Here is a 16,571-nt window from a genome sequence, read left to right on the forward strand (position 1 = left end):
CTGCCACCTCTTATAGTTGACGTAGTTCTTGCATGATTTCTGTTTTAGATCTTGTTTTATCATCAATTTCTTTGATTACTTTAGCAGGTGTTCCAGCAACTACTGTGTACGGAGGAACATCCTTGGTCACAACTGCTCCAGCTGCAACAACGGATCCTTTACCAACTCGACAACCCTCTAGCACTACTGCATTTGCACCAATTAAAACGTCATCTTCCACGATTACTGGAGTTGCGGATGGTGGCTCAATCACACCAGCAAGCACTGCTCCTGCACCGATATGACAGTTTTTCCCGACAGTCGCACGACCACCCAGAATTGCTCCCATATCGATCATCGTACCTTCACCAATAACTGCACCGATATTGATAACTGCACCAAGCATAATTATAGCGTTATCCCCAATACTCACTTGATCACGAATAATCGCACCAGGTTCGATACGAGCATTGATACCTTTCAAATCTAAAAGTGGAATAGCGGAGTTTCTGCTTTCATTCTCCACAACTACATCTTCAATTTTATTTTTATGTTCTTTTAGTAATGGTTCTATTTCAGACCACTCTCCGAATAAAACAAGAGAACTTCCTTCACCGAATACCTTTGTATGTTCACCAAAGGAAAGCTGATCAATGCCATTTCCTTTTATGTATACCTTCACTTGTGTTGATTTTTTTGCATGTTGAATATACGAAATAATTTCATACGCATCAAGTTGTTTCATTCTCCATACCTCCTCAAAATATGTCCTTATTGTATACGAATTATTATAAAAAATCACGAATTATAATACATTTCATTAATTTGTATTTAAAAATTATATATTTTCACACTATTAGCAAATAAATCCTATGTCTTTAAACAACATTGTTACTGGTGCCAGGCACCCGCAATATTTTTGTAACAATCAGAAAGATATGTGGTATAATTCAGATAACATATTTGAAGGGACGATGGGTGGACAATGGATTTATAATCTTATTTCTCAGTAGAAGTTTTTCTGCGATCCATTTTCGCAGTAACAAATTAAAAACTTTACGAAATCGGAAATAGGATTAGTCTGCCCATTTTTCAATTTAATACGGATAATTCTCTACAATGCTCTGAATTTGTAGTGGTTTTTTCGTATTCATTTAATGGTCAGCAATTCTTCCGATACATTTCGGAGGGATTTTTTTATTCCTCCAAAGGGAGAGGATTGTATGACATTACACGGTAAGTTAGTAGATATATGTATCACATTTGGAGATAAAGTTATTTTAGGAAATATAAAAGCAGACATAGTCGCAGGTACAGTAATAGGCATCGTAGGAGGAAATGGTGAAGGAAAGTCCTCACTTCTTTCTATCCTAGCAAATGAGACACTGCCCTCTAGTGGGAAAATAGAATGGTTCGGTAATACACCTTCCATCGGTTACTTTAAACAAGAAGATGAACAATTTAGTAAATCCGATTATATGGAGGATGAATGGACGTACTTTAGCAAATGGTCCGTCCCCCATGGGCGCGAGTTCATCAACTTAAGTGGTGGAGAAAAAATGAAGAGAAGATTATCTCGAGTGTTTGCAGAGAAGTCTCAGCTTCTTTTATTAGATGAACCAACTAATCACCTAGATCAAGAAAGTTTATCTTTCCTTATAAAACAAATTAACTCCTATCCTGGAACGATTATTTTAGTATCTCATGATCGTTATTTCTTGGATGAAGTAACTGATTGGATATGGGAAGTTGAAAATAAAAAATTAGCTGTATATGCAGGGAATTATTCTGCATTTCGACAAAAAAAAGAAGAAGCAAAGCTTACGCAACAAAGACTTTATGATGCTCAACAATCTAAAATGCTTCAAGTGGAGAAGCAAATAACAGAGCTTCGAAATTGGTCGTCTAAAGCACATGCCGATTCGACAAAACATGAGTTCAATAAAGAATATTATCGAGTTAAGGCGAAGAAAATGGATGTTCAAATTCGTTCTAAAAAGAAACGACTAGAACTCGAGCTCTCCAAAAATACAATAGATAAACCCGAACAAGAAAGAGAAGTCAATTTTTCTATTGAGGGAAATAAGAAAAAAGGAAAACGCGTAATAGAAGCACAAAATATGTGTAAAAGCTTCGAAGATCAGCTACTATTCCAAAATGTATCCTTCACAGTTCAGTCTCAAGAACGCGTTGGACTTCTAGGTCCTAATGGAAGTGGCAAATCGACATTTTTCCGCATGTTACTCGGAGAAGAAAGCGTACAAGGAGAGCTTTGGAGATCGGAAGCGATGAATATTGGTTATTTACGTCAAACCGTATTTGACTTACCAGAGGAAAAAACACCTTTTGAATTTTTTGGACCAACTGATTTTGACAAAAGGGGTCAACTTCAGACACTTATGATGAATTTAGGGTTTTCTAAAGATCACTGGTCTCGTCCTATTCACACAATGAGTATGGGGGAACGTGTAAAGTTAAAGCTAATGGAGTTTATGTTAAATCAAAAGGACGTTTTACTTTTAGATGAACCAACAAACCATTTAGATCTCCCTTCTCGTGAGCAATTGGAGAAAACCCTCTCCACATATCCTGGCACTATTTTATTAGTGACGCATGATCGTTACTTTTTAGAAAAACTTACAAATAAAATGCTCATTTTTGAAAATAAAACCATTCGAAAAGTAGAAATGAACTACAAAGAATGGATGAATAAATACAAAGAATCATCCCTCGAAAAAGAATTATTGAAATTAGAAACTGAGCTACAAGCCGTGTTAGGTGAACTAAGCTACTTGAAAAAAAATGATCTTAAATACAGTGAGTTGGACCAAAAATTTATTTCACTGACAAAGCAGATTAACAGTTTCAAGAAAAAGTAAAATTGAAAGCTATCCTAAAGATAGCTTTCTTTTTTTGTTGATTTCAGTCTCGATTTGTCAATTTCCCGGGAAATTGCGGATATATTGAAATTTAAAACTTTAAATTGAGTTAATTTCATAAATAGTACTTTGTCATTAAAATACGAACATTTATCAATTCGTTGATTGAAGCGGTAGGCGGTGACTCCAGCGGGATGAGTGAGACAGATAAGACATCACAAACGACGCGTAGTGGCGGTGATGGCTTATCGCTCACCCCGCGGAAAGCGTCCGCCTATAGCGGAAATCAAATATACTTTATTCCGTGTAAAATATATATTCCTTTAGTATTGTTCGTGTTTTTTCATGTAAATTAGAATTATGAAATTGATTCACTTAGAGTTTTTTTGGTAAGTACATCTACTACCCAGTTAAATAATTTAAATAAATTGAACGATATCCTTTAGTGGTAAACGTGATGAACCGTATGCCGGCGCAGCCGCTTTTCCAATAGCAATAAGTACTATCGGAAAAATGTGCTCAGGTAGTTCGAATCTTTCTGCAAATTTCACCTTATCGAATCCACCCATCGTTACGGTGTCGAATCCTTTTTCTTTTGCAACTAACATCAATTGCATTGAAATTAGACCTGCATCAAAGGTAGCAATATTTTTTCTTGTTTCCATAGAAGCAAAAGGATAAGAGCGATTTGTATTGTTAATCATTAGATCCTTTGTGGCTTCATCCATATAGCCCTCTGCTACATTTTGAGTATATATTTGTTCAACATTTTTATACATCTCCGCATTTCCTAATACTGCAATAACAGCCGAAGATGTTTCAACTTGTTCTTGGTTATTCGCTATCGTACGAAGTTCTTTTTTTGTTTTGTCATCTTGAATGACAATGAATTTCCATGCTTGAAGGTTACTAGAGGAAGGTGCAGTTGTCGCCTCTTTAATAATTCCCTCTAAATCATTCTGTGAAATTTTATAATTAGGATCGTACACTCTCACTGATTTTCTAGCATGCATAACAGTATATAGTTCTGAATCTTTTTCTGTCGACATATTATCCCTCCTGAAACTTACTATTAGTAAGTTTATTTACCCAAAGAATCTTACCATTAGTAAGTTTATTCGTCAATAAAAAAAGCCTGTATGCTACAATAAAAGAAAACTAAAGAATTAATGGAGGTTTTTTTATTGGATAGACCGAGTGATTCACATATATGCAGTAACTATCATCAAGCAATTGAATTTATAGGTAAACGTTGGATGGGGATGATCATTTACACACTATTATCGGGCTCCAAACGCTATAATGAAATTCTAACAAATATACCCGGTATTTCTGACAGATTACTTACGGAAAGACTAAACGATTTAGTCAACGCCAAATTAGTCAATAAAAAACTACTAGATTCCTCGACAAAAAAAGTAGAATATGAGCTAACTGCAAATGGAATAGCCTTCAAGGACGTGATTTTGTCTTTACAGAAATGGATCGATATTTGTGAATTTGAAAAACAATCTTAAGGATATCTACTCCCTTCATTTTTCTCCAATGTTACTAATTGATTGTTCGATATGAGCCTTCTCTAAATAGAGGAAGGCTAATATCGGCATGATGACAAATTAGATCATGAAAATGGCTACCTTCCATGGGTAGCCATTTTCATGTTTAAGTTTCATTTTTATTTACATTTCTTAGCATGGAACATATAATAAAATAAATCCAATAAGAAAAGTAGGTTTTAAAATGAATACAATTCCAAAACCTCTAGTCATGGCAAATCAATGGACGATTGTATTGTCGGTTATCATTGCTCTTATTACACAATCAGCGTGGATACTATTCATTCCACTTATCGCAAACCTTTCCAGCTTATTAACTGGGTTTCACCCAATTTTAGTTATAGTAAAACAATTCTTATCTAAACCTGCAAATGAATATATCCAAGAAGATTACGCTCAGTTAAGATTTAACCAATGGCTAGCAGTCAGCTTCTTATTCGTTGCAAGCATAAGTTTTTTATTAAATTGGTCAGTATTATTTAATATCGCAACAGTTATGGTCGGTCTAGCTGCACTTGTTGCAATCCTTGGGTTTTGCATTGGATGTTTTGTGCGATTCCAATACCAACAGTGGAATTATCGAAGAAAAAATTCAGCCGCACACTAAGAAAAACAGCCTTTCCAGAAAAATGGAGAGGCTGTTTTTTCTATTATGTTATTTCATTTCGAATTCACTTTTTAATATATCCGTGCCTTCTTCATTTAGTTTTCCAAGCGAGTTAGTATCTCGATCTATAAAGGTCGAAGTTCCATTTCCTTCAAACCAAATATAGTATTCCACTAATCGCTCCGGCATATTCTCATCAACTTCCATAAACAAAACCGTTTTTACATCTTCGATTCTCGACATCTCTGCTTTTACATTTTGTTCCCATTCTATTTGCTCAAACACTTGCCATAATACTTCTATTGAATCCTGATTGGCGATTATCATTTCATCTTCATAATCTCCACCTCCAGTTACTTCAAAGACATCCACTCTAGTCAACTGACCCTCATTTTCGTTATTACTACAACCCATTAAAAATAAAAGTATAGAAATAAATATAAGTAGTTTCTTCATAGAAAACCTCTCTTTCCACTATTCTAATCTTCCAAGTAAATTGTATGGGGTTGTTTCCCATGTTTCATAAGGAATGAAATTCTCAGATCTCATTGCATCTAACGTTCGAGACTTCATATTTGGACGTGTGATGAACTGGTCTATATTGTCCTCTGTTAACTTAATAAACTGCACTTCTTTTATTTCTTCCGGTTGGACCTCCAGTGTTCCACTAATATATTCCGCCTTAAAAACCACTGATAAAATATGTTTTGTTGCATTATAATACACGCCTGTAATGCCTAAAGGTCGTACATTAATACCTGTCTCTTCTAGCACTTCTCTGCACACTGCCTGATCTAAAGGTTCTCCCATCTCTACTTGACCTCCAGGGGGTTCCCAAGTATCCGATCTCCAATGCGTTTGAACTAATAAAGCTTCCCCTTTTTCATTCGTGACGTAAGCAGAAACTGCAATAATATGCTTTGGATATTCATTTATCAAGTTAACCTCTCCTTTTATTAGTAAAGTAAATCCCCATAATAGCAATGATTACAAATATTAAAATCCATACAATAATAATTGTAAAACTAACTGTCCATCTATCATTTTTATTGCCAGCATATTCTCCACTTCTGTTTGCTTTTATATATGCTCCATTTCCATCTTCTACCGATATAGCTTCATCTGTACTTACCCCAACGATTGAATAATACTTAGTACCTTTCGGAAAGAAATTTGAAAAGTTACCTGAGTATGTCCCCTCCCTATCGGAATACTTCGTCACATGACCAATTTCTTCATCTACCTCATTTACCGTTTCATTCGTTATGACATACACATATCCATCCCAAACAACAAAGGAATATGCCCAAGATGCTAGCGTTTTCGCTGGGAATAAAATCGAAACACTTAAAATAGAAACAATTCCAAAAGAAAATAAGTACTTTTTCAATACGAAACCACCTCTTTATAAGATATTGGACGTTTTACATTTTTTTCAGTTCCATTTTTTACTTATATTGGTTTAATGTAACCAAATTCGAAATCCCAATAAAAAAAAGCCTCGAACCGAAGTCCAAGGCTGTATCTCTATTATTCTCCTAAGTCTACGTTGTGGTAAACTTGTTGAACATCTTCTAAATCTTCAATTGCATCGATCATTTTTTCGAATTGCGCTTGAGCATCTGCATCCAATGAGATGTCGTTTTGAGCTAGCATTGTTAGCTCAGCTACTGTAAATTCTGTAACTCCAGCAGCTCTTAACGCTTCTTGTACTGCATGGAATTGATCTGGTTCTGCATAAACGATAACAGAATCATCTTCTTCAATGATGTCACGAACATCTACGTCTGCTTCCATCAATAGTTCTAACACTTCGTCTGCTGTTTTTCCTTCTAAACCAATAACAGCAGTTGCGTCGAACATATAAGCAACCGAACCACTGACACCCATGTTACCACCGTTTTTACCAAATGCAGCACGTACATCGGATGCAGTACGGTTTACGTTATTTGTTAACGCGTCCACGATTACCATTGAACCGCTTGGACCAAAGCCTTCATAACGAAGCTCGTCATAGCTTTCTTCTGATCCACCTTTTGCTTTTTCAATCGCTTTATCAATAATATGCTTAGGCACACTGTACGTTTTCGCACGTTCTAATACTACTTTTAATGCTTGGTTGGAGGTAGGATCTGGTTCACCTTGTCTTGCAGCTACATATATTTCACGTCCAAATTTTGCATAAATACGGCTAGTATTTGCGTCTTTGGAAGCTTTCTTTTCCTTGATATTATTCCACTTACGACCCATAAAGTCCCACTCTCTTTCGATTAAGTTTCTACTTTGAATTTTACTGTAACATTATACATTAAATTCGTATTATGTAGCAAAATTAATACATTAACTTCCAATATTTATTAGTTATTAGGATATAAATTTTGTAGAAACGAAATAGATTGTGTAATCATTTCTTTTAAAACATCTACTTCAATATCTTCTACTTTATTAATGTAGACACATGATTTCCCTGAAGTATACTTCCCAAATCGCTTTAGACTTTCTTCACGTGACGTATCACCTGTTGCAAAATACAAACTAACTTTCGCTTTTCTTGGAGAGAAACCAACTAGCGGCGCATCTCCTTCGTGACCTGACGCATACTTATAATGATACGACCCAAAACCTATAATGCTTGGTCCCCACATTTTAGCCTCATAACCAGACGTCTCCTCAAAAATCTCTAGAAGCTTATAAGCATCCTCTCGTTTTTTCGGACTTTCCACTTTCTCAATAAATTCTACAACATCATGATCGGTTTCCTTCATCTTTTGCTCATATTTAGCCATTCTTTGTAGCCCCCTTCAGAAATTTGTTTATTTACATAGCTTCTTTTAAATTACTTCTAGCTATTGAATGTAATTCCTCTATTTCATTTGGAATAAAATATGGAATGGACAGATTGCTCTTTATTCGCTAAAGAACATTCCGAACAATTTTCCATATTATCCTTTCCACTTCCCATCAATTATATTTCTAGAATACCATATACACTTGTCACAATTCTCATTAAAGGAAAAGGGATAAGACATAATAGTCTCATCCCTGATCAACACTTTTATAAAATTTATATTCTAAATTTACCAACCAACTCATTCAATTCTTCGGCCATTTGCGCTAAAGATTTAGAAGAGCTACTGATCTCTTCCATAGAAGCTAATTGCTGTTCTGTTGATGCGGCAACCTCTTCTGAGCTAGAAGCATTTTCCTGTGCAAATGCTGCAAGCTCTTCTGCAACATCAGATACAGATTGTATATTCCCTGCAATGTCTTTAACTGTTGACGTAATTCCCTCAATCTGAGGAGTAATACTTCTCGTTTTTTCCAGTATTTTCACAAATTTATTTGCTGTTTCTGTAGTAATTTCCATACCCTCTTTAGCATTCGTCATTACTTCACCCATATACTGTACCGACTGGCTTGAATCGTGCTGAATACTGGTAATAATTTCTGCTATTAATTTTGTTGAAGACAAGGATTGTTCTGCAAGCTTTCTTACTTCGTCTGCAACAACTGCAAAACCTTTTCCATGCTCACCTGCTCGTGCAGCTTCAATTGCTGCATTTAGCGCCAGTAAATTTGTTTGGGCTGCAATATCATTAATTACATCTAAAATTTGCCCTACTTCATTAGAACGATGGGACAGAGAAGAAATAACTTCATGTGACTTCTGAACAGACGCTTGAATATTGCTCATTTGAAATAGGTTTTCTTCGACGATCTTATTGCCTTCTTCTGCTTCTCTTGATGTTTCTCTAGCTAGCTCAGAAACTTGACTCGAACCATCTGCAATTACGTTAATACCTTTTAAAACGTCTTGTAATTCACTTGAGTTTTTCTCCAATTTAGTTGTAGAATATTCTGCTCCCGTCGCAATTTCTTCAATAGCAGAAGCAACGTGATTCGTAGCAGCTGAAGTTTGCTCAGCACTAGCAGTAAGCTCCTCAGATGCTGCCGCTACTTGTTGTGACGTCTCTGCAACCGTTTGAATAATTTCTCTAACCCCACTAATCATTTTGTTAAAAGATGTGGTTAATGCTCCAAACTCGTCTTTCGATTGATAACTTCCTTGAACGGTAAAATCTCCCTTCTCAGCTTTTGAAAGAAGTTCTTTCATTTCATTAGTCGGTTTCACAATCATTTTCATAATAACAAGTCCCACGAAAATCGAAATAGCTATACCAATGATTAAAATAGCAATTAATATTATTGTTGCCGTGTTAATATCTTTCTCGTTTTGTTGATTTGTTTCTTTCGCATATTCGAGGTTATATTGTTGAAGAGTCACTAATATCTCATCGATTTGCTCTCTTTTTTGGCTCACTTCATTTTTATAAATCTCAAATGCTTTTGCATTTTCATTTTTCATAGCATATTCAATCATTTTATCCCTTAATACTTTTAAATCAGCTACACTACGATCGTATTCCTCTAAAGCTTCTCTTTCACGATCAAATAAATCAATCGCTCTGTACTGATCCATTTGAACAATAATAATCTCAACAGAAGCTTTTATATCTTCTTTCAGTTGTGTTTTTTCAGTTTCATCATCAGTTAAAGTTAAACTCAATAGGGCGCTTTCAATTCTTCCGTTTTCATATTGTACATCACCAAGCCATTTATTTGGTTTCAATATGTCGTTAAATATCATCTCTGATTTTCCGGCCATTTCTTTCACATATTTAAATCCTGTTATTCCAATACATAATGAGGCTAACGCACCAATTGCTATTAACACCAACAATTTTTGAGTAACCTTTAAATTTCGTAAAAATCCCATTCTACATTTCTCCGTTCCCATCATTTAATATTCTAATATAACTTTAAAGAAAGATACAAATGGAACAAACACTATGTACTATTTGTTTTTGTAACTGCTTTAAATACTGTTACCCCTTCAAAATTAAATCACATCTTTCAGATAATATAAACAACTTTTAATTGTAATAAATACCATATAAAAGTTAAATTATTCCACATACATTAATATTAGGATAATATAACGACAAAAATACTCCGTAAATTACAAAAAAATACATGAAATTTCATGTATTTTTTCTATCTGTACTTATATTAATAAGCATATAATAATAATTAATAAACTATATGCTATCCATTTTAATCTTCCCTTATTTTTTTCTCCAAAATAATCTTATGCTTCCCTTTTTCACTCGTAAAAGTTTCGATTACATCAAAACCAACTTTAATATTTAATAGGAGCATTTTTCTTCTTTCATTTCGAGAAATAGTTCGAACTTTCTTATAACCTAAAGTCTTTACTAGTTCGTGCTGGCGTCGCATCAGCTCGGATGCTATTCCCTTTCCACGATAATCGGAATGGACGCCGCCTAGCCAGCTATAAAATGTGTGTTCCTTGAATTCATATCCAATCTTAAAACCTACTACTTGCCCATTCTCTCTTGCAACTAAGGTAATTAAATTATTTTTCTCCACTAACTTCTCTAAACCTAGCTCTGCTCCCTCAAAAACATGCTTATGCAGTTCCATTACTCCAGCAAGTACATCAGGTTCTGGTATTTCTTGATAATATAAAAATTCCAAGTTCTTTCCCCCTTATAGTTAAAGTCATCTGTCCATTTCTGCTATCTTTTTTAACTCGTTTGCTCTAGAAATAATAAAGCTTCTCATGTATCTTTCTAAAAATAGTTTATCTGCTAATCTTCCTAAAATAGCAAAAGGCGCTTTATACTCAAACGTATCCTTCATCACCGTTCCGCTGTTAAATTCGATAAATTCATGAGTATGCGTAAAGGAATGAAAGGCACCTTTAATCATTACATCTGTAAACTTTAAGGGTATAACCATTTCGGTAATTTTAGCTGTTAACCTCTGTCTTACCCCAAAATGAGTCGCTTCCCAAGTAACGCTATCGCCTAAATTGAGCAGTCCAGTTGTGACACCTGCAACCGCTCTTTCGTTTGTTTTAACAGTTGTTTGAGTGTGAATTGCTACATTTCTTGCAAGGTCAAAACACTTATTTATGGGTTCATCTATATACGTTTGGTTTTTTATTACCGGCATTTCTCCACCTCTTATTTCTCCTTAGGTTCAACGTTCCTTTAATGTAATATTCCCTTTACATATAACAAAAAAAGCCATCAACTCGATAGCTCTCCCTGTTCCATTTTTATTTTTTCTAAAAGGGCTTGGTAACTTCACTCACCAGGTCATTCATCGACCTCTTTATTTCTCGGCTCAATTAAATTAGACTGTTGTTTTTTTATTTGATAATACCTGAACGACCTAAAGGGTAAACTCGCAATTTAACTTCACCTAACAATTCGTCCTTCGCGATAAAGCCAAACATTCTGCTATCATAGCTTTGCAGACGATTGTCCCCCATCACAAAATAGTAGCCTTCTGGTACTCGCGAACTTTCTGTATTTTGTTCCAAGGTAAAGTCCTCTGTTAATTGGCCAAACAGAATTTTTTCTTTATTCGCTTTTAAATAGGGTTCCTCATATGCTTTTCCATTTATATAGAGAACGTCGTCTTTTACTTCAATTTTATCACCCGACAAACCAATAACTCTTTTAATGTAGTTATCTTTCATGTTGGGCGTTTTAAAAACGACTATATCAAATCGTTCTATTTTACTTGTCTTACTAATTACTACTTTTTGATTATCTTCAAACGTTGGAGACATGGACTCTCCCTTAACGGTAATAGGAGTAAATAAAAATTGTCGACAGACAAAAACAAGAATAAATGCGAAGATAATCGTTTTAACCCAAGACATGAATTCATTTTTGTGATCTTCTTTCACATTAAACACTCCTTATTATTTAGATTAGTTGGGCCCATTGACTGATAGTTTAATATATACTAATCATAGTATGAGTTAGAATGTTCTGTCTACTATTTAAAACTAGGATGGTGAATTGACATGAGAAACCGAGGAGCAACCGTCATTATTGAAAATGGTCGTGTTGCGTTAATCAAAAGAACAAAACCCCATATGACTTATTATGTATTTCCTGGTGGAGGTATGGAGGTGGGTGAAACACCTGAACAGACTGCTATTCGAGAAACTTATGAAGAAATAGGTGTACATGTAAGAATTCAGCGATTGCTGAAAGTTTTAAACTATAGTGGAATGCAATATTACTATCTTGCCGATATTATAGGAGGTAATTTTGGAACCGGTACAGGAGAAGAATATAACCAAACCTCGGTTTCAAGAGGTGGCTATGAACCAATCTGGATGGATATCGACGATCTTCCTACATTCGATGTACGGCCTAAGGAAATTGTAGAAATTCTTCTTTCTAACTAAGCAGTCCGAAGTGAGCACAAAATGACAGGATTAGATAATCGGCATTGCTTATAATAAATTCAAGGAGTGAGGGCAATGGGTTGGGTTGAGTCGATTCAACAAGCAATTAACTATATCGAAGAGCATTTACTAGATGATTTGACGATAGAACGAATTGCGAAAGAAGCAAATTCCTCAGTATTTCATTTCCAACGAACGTTTGCCATTTTAACCGATATTTCTATTGCAGACTATATCCGGCGAAGACGTTTAACGTTAGCGGCGCAAGAACTAATGAATACAGATAACAAAATTATTGATCTCGCCTACAAATATGGCTACGACACTCCCGAAGCTTTCACAAAAGCGTTTCGTAAGCAACACAACATAACGCCTAGTGAAGCAAGAAAGAAGCTTGGCAAATTAAAATCATACAACCGCCTGATGATCCAGGTAAGCTTGAAAGGAGCAGAACCGATGAAGTACAAAATTATGGAAAAAGAAAGTTTTCAAGTAGTTGGTGTGAAAAGAACGTACAATTGCAAAAATGGGGAAAATACACAAGGTATCCCAGTATTCTGGGATGAAGTGAACACAGACGGTACAGATGATTTATTATGCCAACTAAACAATGGCGAAATTAAAGGTGTGCTAGGAGTTTGCGTTGCAGACGAGGCTTATAAAGAGAACAGCTTGATTGATTATTGGATTGGGGCAGATCATGTAGGTGACGTACCAGAAAATTTATTAGCAATGGAAATACCTGCATCGAAATGGGTAATATTCGAAGTACACGGTCCGATGCCTCATGCAATGCAAGACACATGGAAACAAATTTTCTCTGAATGGTTCCCGTCGAACTCCTACGAGCATGCAGGAACACCAGAATTAGAAGTGTATTCTAACGAAAATCCGTCTAATCCGGATTATTATTCGGAAATTTGGATTCCAATTAAATAAAATGAACAACCGAGGAGTAATTAATATACTCCTCGGTTGTTTTGTACTTATCATCCCATTTTATAGGGGTATTATCCGATAGTATTGCTTTATTATCCGATGATGACCAGTTATTATCCGATTCTATTGCTTTATTATCCAATTATCACTAGTTATTATCCGATTGTCGATTAATTGGCTAGATTTAATTGCCAGGAGACTCCGAACTTATCTTGTACCCAACCGAATTTTTTACTGAAAGGATATTTGTCTAAAGGCATTAATAGTTGTCCACCTTCCGAAAGCTTTGCATAGGCGTCATCAAGTTCTTCTTCCGAATCACAATCCACAAATAAAGATATCGATGGGGTAAACGTGAATGCATGTTGGACGAAACTATCTGTGCATATAAATTCTTGTCCATTAATCGAAAATGTTGCTAGTGAAACTTCTCCTTCTTTTCCAGGTTCACCTGCACCATAACGAGCAAGACGAATTATTTCTGAATCCTTGAAAATCGATGTGTAGAAATTGATTGCTTCTTCAGCTTTTCCTTCGAACATTAAAAATGGGGTAATTTTAGTCATATTACTCACCTCTATTTCTTTCCGCTAAATAATTGTCTAATTGATCAAAAGTGCCGCCGAAACCTTGTTTCATGTTCTCGTGCATCGCTTTAAATGCTTCTAGTTCTTCTTCTGATGCGTTCACTGGAACTCCAACAGCTTTCACAATTGTATGGTTCCCATTATCTTCAAAGATTAATGTATTACGAATTTCTAAAGGCCAAGTAGAACTAAATGGAGCACGAATCGTACGACCTTCCTCATCCGAAAAGGCATTTCGGAAATTCAATTTTTCGGGTTCCTTCATTTCTTCATACACGAATTTCCCCCACAGTTTTTGTCCATCTGGGGAGGTTTGACTGTAATGAAAAATTCCATCTGGTTGAAAATCAAACTGATGAACCTCCATTCCAAATCCTTTAGGACTCCACCATTTCTCTAAATGCTCAGCTTCTTTCCACATCTTATACACAACATCACGCGGTGCTTTAAACTCTCGAGTCAATACTAATTCATATTCATTTCCCATTCGCGCACCTCCCATTTTTAATTCATTTTACCATAACTATCTAAATAATCCCTCGATATATACATGAAAAAACATCTCTTTAGCTAGAAAGACACAATCTTCATTATGTCCAAATAACTTATCCACATGTGCATAATTCTCATTGCAACCTGTTTGTTACGTGAACCTTTTTATAACATGTAAATTATCTCATTTTATGCTACTGTTTTTATATGAAAAAAATCATTCCTCTTCTATTTTTACTGATTATTGTATTCATTTCATCCGGACAAACATCAGAACAGCAGTCACTTGTAGCAACATTGGAAAAAGTCTTACCAAATAAACCGCTAGAATCTTTCCTTTCCATATTTCAAATTCCTTACTGGGGCATTTTAGTTTCTATTGAAGAACGTGGCTACTATCGGTTTGTTGAATTTTTAATTCGAAAGGGTACTCACTTTTTTTATTTTGGACTAATAGCACTTGCTATTTACGCCGCATTACCAAAATTCAAATTTAGGGTACTGACTGCAGCTTCCATTACAATGCTATTTGCCATTGCTGATGAGTTCCACCAATCGTTAACAAGTGGTCGAACAGCTACTGCTCAAGATGTTATACTTGATACAGCTGGGGCAATAACAGCACTTTTGCTATTAACATGGATTCAATGGATAAAACAAAGAAAATCCGCTAAGGGATAAACCTTTAGCGGATTTTCTTTAATAGGAATACAATTCCAAACGTGCATATCGTAATTAGCGTTAAGACCCCAGGTAAGTGAGTACACCTAGTTCAAAAACAATACCATATGATCCTCATCGTAGTATGTATCTGCCACTTTTAATGCTTTTTCTTCTACGCCAAAAACTTTAAATCCTAACTGTGTATAAAGATTCTTTGCTGTTTCATTGCTAGATACTACGGACAAATTAAGTTTCTCCATACCTCCCAGCCTTTTAGCTTGATGAATTGCTTCTTTAAGGACAGCTTTCCCAACGCCTTTACCCCGAATTTGAGGACTCACGTACATCGCTAGAATATTTGCTCGATGTTTCATTTTTAAGCTACTCTCTTGAGACAGTGTAACCACCCCAACTAGTTTGTCTTGATCAAATGCTCCAATTGTATAGTTTCCTTCCGTTTGAAGATTATTTGCAACTCGTTCAATTGGATTGATTCGTTGTAATGCTTCCTCGTAGCTGGTACCAAATGCTTCTGGACTTTGTTGTAAGGCCTCTAACCTTAATTCCCAATAAGCACTAGCATCGTCGGGCGTTAATAATTTTATTTCCATAACTTAATCCTCCATAAAAAAGTTTTCATTACATACCTGATGTGCATATAAAACAAAATCTCGACATTCTTCTGCTCTCCTTACATCGCTCTCATAGAAGGACTTTGAACTAATTTCCGTTCGGATTCGATTACCTTCTTTTATCAAGGGGTGCCATCTTTCCGGTAGCATTTTTAAGCATTCTACTACCGCTCCGTCTTTCGACAAAATATGTTGTAGTTCAAGTGAGCAAATGATTCTACATATTGTAGTAGTTGTGAATTCGATCATTTCATCAGATAAAAAGTTACTTACATCTTTTGTATGATTGAACCAATAATGATTGATATTATAGTTCAACGTTTTCAAGACGTCTTCCCATTTAGTAGGAATATCCAATTCTCCAATCGGCGTCCCTTGTAAAGTAATTCCATGCTGCTTTAATACCCACCAAGTAATATGATTAACATCCCAATGCCCTATACTTAGATTTCCTTCTGCACAATATGGATACGGTGAAAGCTCCTCATTGGTTTTTCCTAAAGAGTTAACTTGAACATATACCCCATCCATTCGACTTCCATAATTAGACTTACACATTTGGGAATGTATCCCCTTCATGATCTCCACTTCTTGATCATTAACAGGCCTCTTCAGTAAAACAATAAAATCGATATCACTTTTCTCTTCGTTAAAAGCTCCTAAAGCAATGGACCCGTAAATATAAACACCTTCTATTAATCTATCAGATAAGTTTACATTTAATGCTTGTAAATACGTTTGCATAAAACGAGTAACACTAACCGGTAATGCGTTTTTCAGATTACTCATCTCCTAACTAATTTTCGTCTTCCACTAGATATGTTCAAATTATGTCACAGTATTCGAAACATCGACTAAACATGACAACTAACACTATTGCTTATGTAATGGGTAGTGTACATTAGCGCTTATAGATGACCTTTTTACGTTAAAACAAATGAAG

Annotated in this window: 21 protein-coding genes; 6 read left to right on the forward strand and 15 right to left on the reverse strand. The window is 35.4% G+C overall.

Annotated elements, in window-relative coordinates; translation table 11 throughout:
• Positions 1 to 10: 10 nt before the first annotated feature.
• Positions 11 to 724, reverse strand: a complete 714-nt coding sequence (dapD, locus tag MHH81_RS18860; RefSeq protein ID WP_340924322.1) for a 2,3,4,5-tetrahydropyridine-2,6-dicarboxylate N-acetyltransferase — start codon at positions 722 to 724, stop codon at positions 11 to 13.
• Positions 725 to 1,202: 478 nt separating this feature from the next.
• Between dapD and abc-f the strand changes: the two genes are divergently transcribed.
• The gene (gene abc-f, locus MHH81_RS18865; RefSeq protein WP_340924324.1) at positions 1,203 to 2,858 is read left to right on the forward strand and encodes a ribosomal protection-like ABC-F family protein; all 1,656 of its coding nucleotides are present in this window, start codon (positions 1,203 to 1,205) and stop codon (positions 2,856 to 2,858) included.
• Positions 2,859 to 3,277: 419 nt separating this feature from the next.
• Here abc-f and MHH81_RS18870 read toward each other — a convergent pair whose 3' ends face one another.
• On the reverse strand, positions 3,278 to 3,907 hold the full coding sequence (locus tag MHH81_RS18870; RefSeq protein WP_340924326.1) for a nitroreductase family protein: 630 nt from the start codon (positions 3,905 to 3,907) through the stop codon (positions 3,278 to 3,280).
• 135 nt (positions 3,908 to 4,042) lie between these two features.
• On the opposite strand from MHH81_RS18870, the gene MHH81_RS18875 reads away from it, so the two are divergent.
• Positions 4,043 to 4,375 carry a winged helix-turn-helix transcriptional regulator gene (locus MHH81_RS18875; protein WP_340924329.1) on the forward strand — a complete coding sequence of 111 codons (333 nt, stop codon included), beginning with the start codon at positions 4,043 to 4,045 and terminating at the stop codon, positions 4,373 to 4,375.
• A gap of 223 nt (positions 4,376 to 4,598) precedes the next feature.
• Complete coding sequence (locus MHH81_RS18880) at positions 4,599 to 5,021, forward strand: DUF4395 domain-containing protein (protein ID WP_340924332.1); 423 nt, start codon at positions 4,599 to 4,601, stop codon at positions 5,019 to 5,021.
• A gap of 48 nt (positions 5,022 to 5,069) precedes the next feature.
• Here the strand turns inward: MHH81_RS18880 and MHH81_RS18885 are convergent, their stop codons facing one another.
• The 9 genes from MHH81_RS18885 to lepB form a co-directional block, all read right to left on the reverse strand.
• Positions 5,070 to 5,477, reverse strand: coding sequence for a hypothetical protein (locus MHH81_RS18885; protein ID WP_340924335.1), 408 nt, complete (start codon positions 5,475 to 5,477; stop codon positions 5,070 to 5,072).
• Positions 5,478 to 5,495: 18 nt separating this feature from the next.
• Positions 5,496 to 5,960, reverse strand: coding sequence for an NUDIX hydrolase (locus MHH81_RS18890; RefSeq protein ID WP_340924337.1), 465 nt, complete (start codon positions 5,958 to 5,960; stop codon positions 5,496 to 5,498).
• Between the two features lies 1 nt (position 5,961).
• The gene (locus MHH81_RS18895) at positions 5,962 to 6,411 is read right to left on the reverse strand and encodes a hypothetical protein (RefSeq protein WP_340924340.1); all 450 of its coding nucleotides are present in this window, start codon (positions 6,409 to 6,411) and stop codon (positions 5,962 to 5,964) included.
• A gap of 140 nt (positions 6,412 to 6,551) precedes the next feature.
• Positions 6,552 to 7,271: a YebC/PmpR family DNA-binding transcriptional regulator gene (locus tag MHH81_RS18900; RefSeq protein WP_340924343.1), complete on the reverse strand. Its 720-nt coding sequence runs from the start codon at positions 7,269 to 7,271 to the stop codon at positions 6,552 to 6,554.
• 107 nt (positions 7,272 to 7,378) lie between these two features.
• Positions 7,379 to 7,807, reverse strand: a complete 429-nt coding sequence (locus MHH81_RS18905; protein WP_340924345.1) for a DUF1801 domain-containing protein — start codon at positions 7,805 to 7,807, stop codon at positions 7,379 to 7,381.
• Between the two features lie 278 nt (positions 7,808 to 8,085).
• Entirely contained in the window at positions 8,086 to 9,798 is a 1,713-nt protein-coding gene (locus tag MHH81_RS18910; protein WP_340924349.1) for a methyl-accepting chemotaxis protein, read from the reverse strand.
• A gap of 338 nt (positions 9,799 to 10,136) precedes the next feature.
• Positions 10,137 to 10,580 carry a GNAT family N-acetyltransferase gene (locus tag MHH81_RS18915; protein WP_340924352.1) on the reverse strand — a complete coding sequence of 148 codons (444 nt, stop codon included), beginning with the start codon at positions 10,578 to 10,580 and terminating at the stop codon, positions 10,137 to 10,139.
• A 24-nt stretch (positions 10,581 to 10,604) separates the two neighbouring features.
• Complete coding sequence (locus MHH81_RS18920) at positions 10,605 to 11,060, reverse strand: SRPBCC family protein (protein ID WP_340924355.1); 456 nt, start codon at positions 11,058 to 11,060, stop codon at positions 10,605 to 10,607.
• 199 nt (positions 11,061 to 11,259) lie between these two features.
• A complete protein-coding gene (gene lepB, locus MHH81_RS18925) occupies positions 11,260 to 11,805 on the reverse strand; it encodes a signal peptidase I (protein WP_340924357.1) in 546 nt (181 codons plus the stop codon).
• A gap of 120 nt (positions 11,806 to 11,925) precedes the next feature.
• On the opposite strand from lepB, the gene MHH81_RS18930 reads away from it, so the two are divergent.
• Positions 11,926 to 12,315 carry an NUDIX hydrolase gene (locus MHH81_RS18930; protein ID WP_340924359.1) on the forward strand — a complete coding sequence of 130 codons (390 nt, stop codon included), beginning with the start codon at positions 11,926 to 11,928 and terminating at the stop codon, positions 12,313 to 12,315.
• Positions 12,316 to 12,390: 75 nt separating this feature from the next.
• Positions 12,391 to 13,254 (forward strand): AraC family transcriptional regulator, encoded by an 864-nt coding sequence (locus tag MHH81_RS18935; RefSeq protein ID WP_340924362.1) that lies wholly within the window; start codon positions 12,391 to 12,393, stop codon positions 13,252 to 13,254.
• 170 nt (positions 13,255 to 13,424) lie between these two features.
• On the opposite strand, the gene MHH81_RS18940 is transcribed toward MHH81_RS18935, so the two are convergent.
• Together MHH81_RS18940 and MHH81_RS18945 are read right to left on the reverse strand one after the other, a co-directional pair.
• On the reverse strand, positions 13,425 to 13,829 hold the full coding sequence (locus tag MHH81_RS18940; protein ID WP_340924365.1) for a VOC family protein: 405 nt from the start codon (positions 13,827 to 13,829) through the stop codon (positions 13,425 to 13,427).
• Entirely contained in the window at positions 13,822 to 14,328 is a 507-nt protein-coding gene (locus MHH81_RS18945) for an SRPBCC family protein (protein ID WP_340924368.1), read from the reverse strand. Before MHH81_RS18945 ends, MHH81_RS18940 begins: the two co-directional genes overlap by 8 nt.
• Positions 14,329 to 14,540: 212 nt before the next feature.
• On the opposite strand from MHH81_RS18945, the gene MHH81_RS18950 reads away from it, so the two are divergent.
• The gene (locus tag MHH81_RS18950; RefSeq protein WP_340924370.1) at positions 14,541 to 15,014 is read left to right on the forward strand and encodes a VanZ family protein; all 474 of its coding nucleotides are present in this window, start codon (positions 14,541 to 14,543) and stop codon (positions 15,012 to 15,014) included.
• Between the two features lie 86 nt (positions 15,015 to 15,100).
• On the opposite strand, the gene MHH81_RS18955 is transcribed toward MHH81_RS18950, so the two are convergent.
• A complete protein-coding gene (locus tag MHH81_RS18955; protein WP_340924373.1) occupies positions 15,101 to 15,607 on the reverse strand; it encodes a GNAT family N-acetyltransferase in 507 nt (168 codons plus the stop codon).
• A 3-nt stretch (positions 15,608 to 15,610) separates the two neighbouring features.
• A complete protein-coding gene (locus MHH81_RS18960) occupies positions 15,611 to 16,417 on the reverse strand; it encodes a nucleotidyltransferase domain-containing protein (protein ID WP_340924376.1) in 807 nt (268 codons plus the stop codon).
• Positions 16,418 to 16,571 lie beyond the last annotated feature (154 nt).

It is taken from the genome of Psychrobacillus sp. FSL H8-0484, assembly GCF_038005325.1.
GTDB lineage: Bacteria > Bacillota > Bacilli > Bacillales_A > Planococcaceae > Psychrobacillus.